The organism is Jiella sp. M17.18 (genome assembly GCF_041027365.1).
GTDB lineage: Bacteria > Pseudomonadota > Alphaproteobacteria > Rhizobiales > Rhizobiaceae > VKMB-3413.
Genome location: NZ_JBFTEH010000037.1, coordinates 1 through 4,080 on the forward strand (window position 1 = coordinate 1; position 4,080 = coordinate 4,080).

The 4,080-nt window shown below is 62.0% G+C and carries 5 protein-coding genes and 1 pseudogene; 4 read left to right on the forward strand and 2 right to left on the reverse strand.

Going from position 1 to position 4,080, the window contains the following annotated elements:
• Nucleotides 1-431 (reverse strand): CHASE4 domain-containing protein (locus AB5S17_RS23250; protein WP_369243559.1); only part of this gene is annotated, 431 nt, incomplete at its 3' end.
• Between the two features lie 452 nt (nucleotides 432-883).
• Here AB5S17_RS23250 and AB5S17_RS23255 point away from each other — a divergent pair.
• The 4 genes from AB5S17_RS23255 to AB5S17_RS23270 all read left to right on the forward strand — a co-directional run bounded on the left by AB5S17_RS23255 (nucleotide 884) and on the right by AB5S17_RS23270 (nucleotide 3,739).
• A complete protein-coding gene (locus tag AB5S17_RS23255; RefSeq protein ID WP_369243560.1) occupies nucleotides 884-1,360 on the forward strand; it encodes a response regulator in 477 nt (158 codons plus the stop codon).
• Nucleotides 1,361-1,595: 235 nt separating this feature from the next.
• Nucleotides 1,596-2,069 (forward strand): MarR family winged helix-turn-helix transcriptional regulator, encoded by a 474-nt coding sequence (locus AB5S17_RS23260; RefSeq protein WP_369243561.1) that lies wholly within the window; start codon nucleotides 1,596-1,598, stop codon nucleotides 2,067-2,069.
• Between the two features lie 53 nt (nucleotides 2,070-2,122).
• Entirely contained in the window at nucleotides 2,123-2,530 is a 408-nt protein-coding gene (locus AB5S17_RS23265) for a helix-turn-helix domain-containing protein (protein ID WP_369243562.1), read from the forward strand.
• Between the two features lie 93 nt (nucleotides 2,531-2,623).
• Nucleotides 2,624-3,739 (forward strand): diguanylate cyclase, encoded by a 1,116-nt coding sequence (locus AB5S17_RS23270; protein WP_369243563.1) that lies wholly within the window; start codon nucleotides 2,624-2,626, stop codon nucleotides 3,737-3,739.
• A gap of 237 nt (nucleotides 3,740-3,976) precedes the next feature.
• On the opposite strand, the pseudogene AB5S17_RS23275 reads toward AB5S17_RS23270, so the two are convergent.
• Nucleotides 3,977-4,080: pseudogene (locus AB5S17_RS23275) on the reverse strand (IS630 family transposase); the annotation flags it as partial.

Below are 4,080 nucleotides of genomic sequence, written 5' to 3' on the forward strand. Positions count from 1 at the left end.
CGCCGGAGCCGGGCCACGATCGGCGCAAGAATTGCCGCGTGCGAGAAGTAGGTGTCCGGCGCCAGTCGGGTGCCGCCGATCATCGCATAGATGGAGTGATCGCCACCGTCGAGGATGAAGACGCGATCGATCCCGAAGTAGGTGTGCATCCAGACGCCGAGGTTCGCGTCAAGCCAATCCAGATGGCGTGGTCCGAGCACCTCGTCGACGGCATCGTCCCAGGTGGTGGACGTCTGCTGGTTTTTCGTCACATCCGCGATCCGCTGATCGAGCAGCCGCCGGACAAGGGTGGTTTCGCGCTGGATGGAGTCGACATCGGTCTCGGTGGCAGACCAATAGGCTGTGAACGCGACGAAGACGCCGGTCAGGATCAACAGGCCGAGAACCGGCAAAAAATATGCGGCCGTCAGCCGCGTCGTCCGCACATCCATGCCGNGCCGGTCAGGATCAACAGGCCGAGAACCGGCAAAAAATATGCGGCCGTCAGCCGCGTCGTCCGCACATCCATGCCGTCGCCACCTTGAACAGTCCTTCAAGATGTACAGGCCATTAGATGCCAAAGGGTTAGCGGCGGACAAACTTGAAGCGCAAGATTTTCTTTTTCAACGAATCATAGGGGAAGCTGACTTTCTTGCTTCCACGGGCGCACCCCAACCTGATTCAGCTGCCGGACTATCATTTGTTAAAAGGTGGTGCGGCAGAAGGAAGCTGCAACACCGCCCCCCTCGCAGGCGCCAGACCAGACCGTCAGTTGCCCAAAGCGAATAAGTCCGCGAAAATGAGCAACTTACATCCAGCTTGTAAGTCTAGGTTATCGTTAGGCTTCCGCCGATTGTGCTCGTCTCTTTCGCGCACACGACGATGCACAAAGGGTTTGGCCCCCGTGTCGAGCACCCATCCGGTTGTCCTTCTGGTCGAGGATGATCCCCTCGTGCGCATGGTTATGAGCGATACCCTGACTGACGCCGGATTCCGGGTGCTCGAAGCTGGCAGTGCCGATACGGCACTCGTGCTTCTGGAAGCCCGCAACGGAATTGTAGCGATCGCAACCGATGTGGATATGCCAGGACCGATCAACGGCTTCACACTGGCGCGTCTCGTTCGAAGGAGCTGGCCGTCCGTTGGCATCGTCGTTGCCTCAGGTGCACGCAGGCCTCTGGACGCAGAAATGCCTGCTGGCGCTGTTTTCCTGCCGAAGCCGTTCTTGCCGTCCGCTCTCGTGGCTGCTGTAGAGTCTGTCATTGCGCGGCCGATCTCTGAAGCGGGTCATGCTGATCCCCGACTTCCCTTCGCCGATGCTCCCAGCAAGAGCTTGGTCGGAGGCTTTCCGGAGGCCACACCTGAGCCCTCCAAAGACTGACGTGGAGGGAAGTCTGAGGCGAGAGGGCATATTGACTGTGGATCGGCGTCGGGTTCCGAAGCCCATAGGCGCGGTAAGCCATTGACCGCCTAGAAACTGGTGGGATTACTCCGCTGGGCCGAGTGACAATGCGGCCAAATAGCGCAGATAAGACATTAGCCGGGTGTCGCATCAGTTGTTCCTGAAACTTCGCCCGCTAACGTTTCCGTGATCACCAACTGCCGGGATCACGGACATGCTGCTCGAAGTTCGGGAAAGCCATGCTGCTGGCGACGGAGACCTCGCGGTCGTCCCCGTCCTCCTGTCGATCGCCAAGTCAACGCGGGCGCTGAACATGGTGTTTCTCAGCGAGATCGGTCTTTCACCGGGACAAGATAGACTGCTCGACGCGCTCGATCCCATCCAGCCGCTCTCGTCAGTCATCGTCGCGGCTGAGACCGATGTTAAACCGTCAACAGTCTCCAAAATGACGGATCGTCTGGAGCGGGACGGTTACGTTGTGCGCGTGGCGTCGAACTTGGACTCTCGCCTGACTCTGCTCGCTCTGACGCCGGCCGGCGTGCGAATGCAAAAGCAGATCCGGAAAGTCTGGCGCCGAATGGAAGAGGAGCTGGCGAAGGGAATGCCGCAGGGCGAGTTCTCGGAGTTCGCGAAGGGGCTCGTCCATGCTTGTGATCTTCTCCGCCGCCAGATGAAGCAGCCGAGGTGAGTTGCAGCCCTCGATCCCACCGGTATATTCTCGGAAGCAACTGGGGGGGCTACATGGCAAGGACAAGCTCAGACGACGCTGACGTGATGATCGGCCAGCGCATCCGCGCCCGCAGGCTGGCGCTCGACATGAGTCAGACCGTCCTGGGCGAGGCCCTCGGGGTGACCTTTCAGCAGGTGCAGAAATACGAGAAGGGTGCCAACCGCGTCCCGGCCGGCCGGCTGCAGCGGATGGCGGCGGTCTTTAACGTGCCGGTCTCGTTTTTCTTCGAGTCGTCGCAAGTGGAGAAGATTGACGACGGCGGCCTGTCAGCGTTCACGAGCAGTCGGGAGGGACGAGATCTCAATCGAGCCTTCGCCGCGATAGGCGGGCGCGACGTGCGCCGACGTGTCATCCGGCTCGTCGAAGCGATCGCTGCAGGGGAGGCGGAAGCCGACGTTAGGACAGAAGCGGCGGAGTAGCGCCCGCGAGACTGGCTTTCCCGCCTGCCAAGGTGACGCGATGGTAATCCTCCACGAATACGATGGTTTTCCGTACCGTGTTCTGGAGCCGAGATGTCGCTGCCCGATTTCACGCTCGCGATCGTCAATGATCTCGGCATCTTCGCACTCGTCACGATGTGCTACGGTTCGATCATTAGGAATATTCGATATGCGCCGGAGAAGGGGGCGGTAATCGGCCTGATGTTCGGCGCCGGAGCCGCCCTCGCGATGGCAGACGGCGTCGAATTCGCGCCGGGAATACTCGTCGACGCAAGAGCTGTGATGCTCGCCCTCGTCTGCCCATTTGGCGGCCCGTGGGCGGCATTCGTCGCCGCTGGAGTCACGTCGACCGTGCGCCTGTGGATCGGTGGCCCGTCCGCCGACGTCGGCGTTGTCAACATCTGTAGCACGGTCGCAATTGGCATGGCGTTCGCCCGAGTCGCCTTCCGGCCAGGACAATCCTACACCACGGGTCAATTCGTCTGGCTGGGCGCCGTGGCGAACCTGCCATTCGCACTGATCCTGGCGGCTCCCGTCGCAAAGCCCGCTCGCGTCTTTCTGCAAACGATCGGCCCGATCTCCGTCGCGACGCTCGTCGGCGTCGTCGTGCTCGGAAAATTCCTGTCCCGCGAGCGGGCGGCGATCAGGCAAGGCCGGGTACTCGAGGCGGACGCGTCGACGGACCCGCTCACGGAGCTTCCGAACCGGCGCAAGCTCGAGCGTAAGAGCGTCGCGATCATTGAAAGCGCTCAGCGCAGTGGCAAGCCCGTCTCTGTACTGATCATCGATAGCGACCACTTCAAGTCGATGAACGACCGCTATGGGCATGACGTGGGAGATGTTCTCCTGAAGGAAGTGGCGGACGTCGTCTCGGCGAACGTACGTCCCCGCGATGCACTCGCCCGCTACGGCGGCGAGGAGATCGTCGTCCTGATGCCGGAGACCGGAGCCGCGGCGGCGTCCGTAGTGGCGGAGCGCGTCCGCCGCCTGGTAGACTTCGAGGTCTTCCACGGCGACCGAGGGACCGGCAATGTCACCGTCAGCATCGGTGTCGCGAGCGATCAGGGGCCAGCGGTGTCGTTCAAGCGACTGTTCAAGGCGGCCGACGAGGCGCTCTACGTTGCGAAGGATCGCGGACGGAATCGCGTGGAGATGGCGCCGCCAGTGACGCTCCCGGTTGTGGCCTGATCGGCGACCTCTCGGTGCGCTGGCGAGTCATCAGGCTGATCGAAGCGATCGCAGCGAACCAGCAGGAAGCGGACATCGCAGGGGCAGCGGAGTGATCGCTATCGCGGCAGCGGTGCGGGCGTTGGGAGCACCCGCACCGCGCCTGCGTGGCTGAGCGCATCCTACCAGATTTCGCCCCTCCCGCACGTTGCCGCCCTCCCGAACGGTTTCGCGCTTACGTAGAGTTATTAGAGCGTTTCACGGTTTGACGGAAGCGTAGCCGGCGTTGGCGAAGTAGTTGGCGCATTCGGCGGGCTGGATGGTTTCCACCAGAGCGCCGATGCGGCGCCATGTGTCTTCGA